This window comes from Xanthomonas hortorum pv. cynarae, assembly GCF_002939985.1.
Classification (GTDB): Bacteria; Pseudomonadota; Gammaproteobacteria; order Xanthomonadales; family Xanthomonadaceae; genus Xanthomonas; species Xanthomonas hortorum_D.
On sequence record NZ_MDFM01000084.1, the window covers coordinates 1 to 629 of the forward strand.

Sequence of the window (629 nt, forward strand, 5' to 3'; positions counted from 1 at the left end):
TTCGAGAAGCTAGATGTCATGTTCCTTGGATTCCTCAGCTTCGTCCTAGTCGTTGATGGGCTTCGGATGTGTTAACAGGCCCTAGTAAGTGGATCGTCTACTACAAGAACGCCGTTACGGATACCCGCAATCGGATCGCGTGACACTGTAGAAGCCATAAAGCCACTGACCTCTGCAGTCTGTGCAGAGAAAGGACATGTTACCGTTGTCGCTGCCTCGCCGTTGATGGCAGCACCACCCGATATCCTAACTGTTGGGGTACCAAATCCCCAGAAGATCGCTGCTGGACCAACACTTCCACCTGCAGCGGATTGCTCACGAGTAAGCGTCCGCACGTCGCCTGTACGCGTGTTCAGTTGATAGACGAGGTTCGGATCCAATTCATGCAAATACTTTAGTCCAAGCTTTTTGAGGATCACCCCGGTCTCCGGATGCTCTATAGCCATCTGGGAAGAAAAGTTCTTGGATCTTGCAATGAGTTCCGGTGCTGGATAATTGCGTGCCTCTTGCAACTGAGGTTCAGCCCACACCTTTCCCGCTGAGCTAAGGAACCTCTGAACAACGCACCACAGATACGCGACACTACCCGCCTATTGTTGAGGAGTGATCCATGCAACTGACGTTCGGTG

1 protein-coding gene is annotated in these 629 nt (G+C 52.0%); it reads right to left on the reverse strand.

Annotation, left to right across the window (positions count from 1 at the left end):
* Positions 1–71: 71 nt before the first annotated feature.
* Positions 72–512: a hypothetical protein gene (locus tag XcyCFBP4188_RS22815; protein WP_218972696.1), complete on the reverse strand. Its 441-nt coding sequence runs from the start codon at positions 510–512 to the stop codon at positions 72–74.
* Between the last annotated feature and the right edge of the window lie 117 nt (positions 513–629).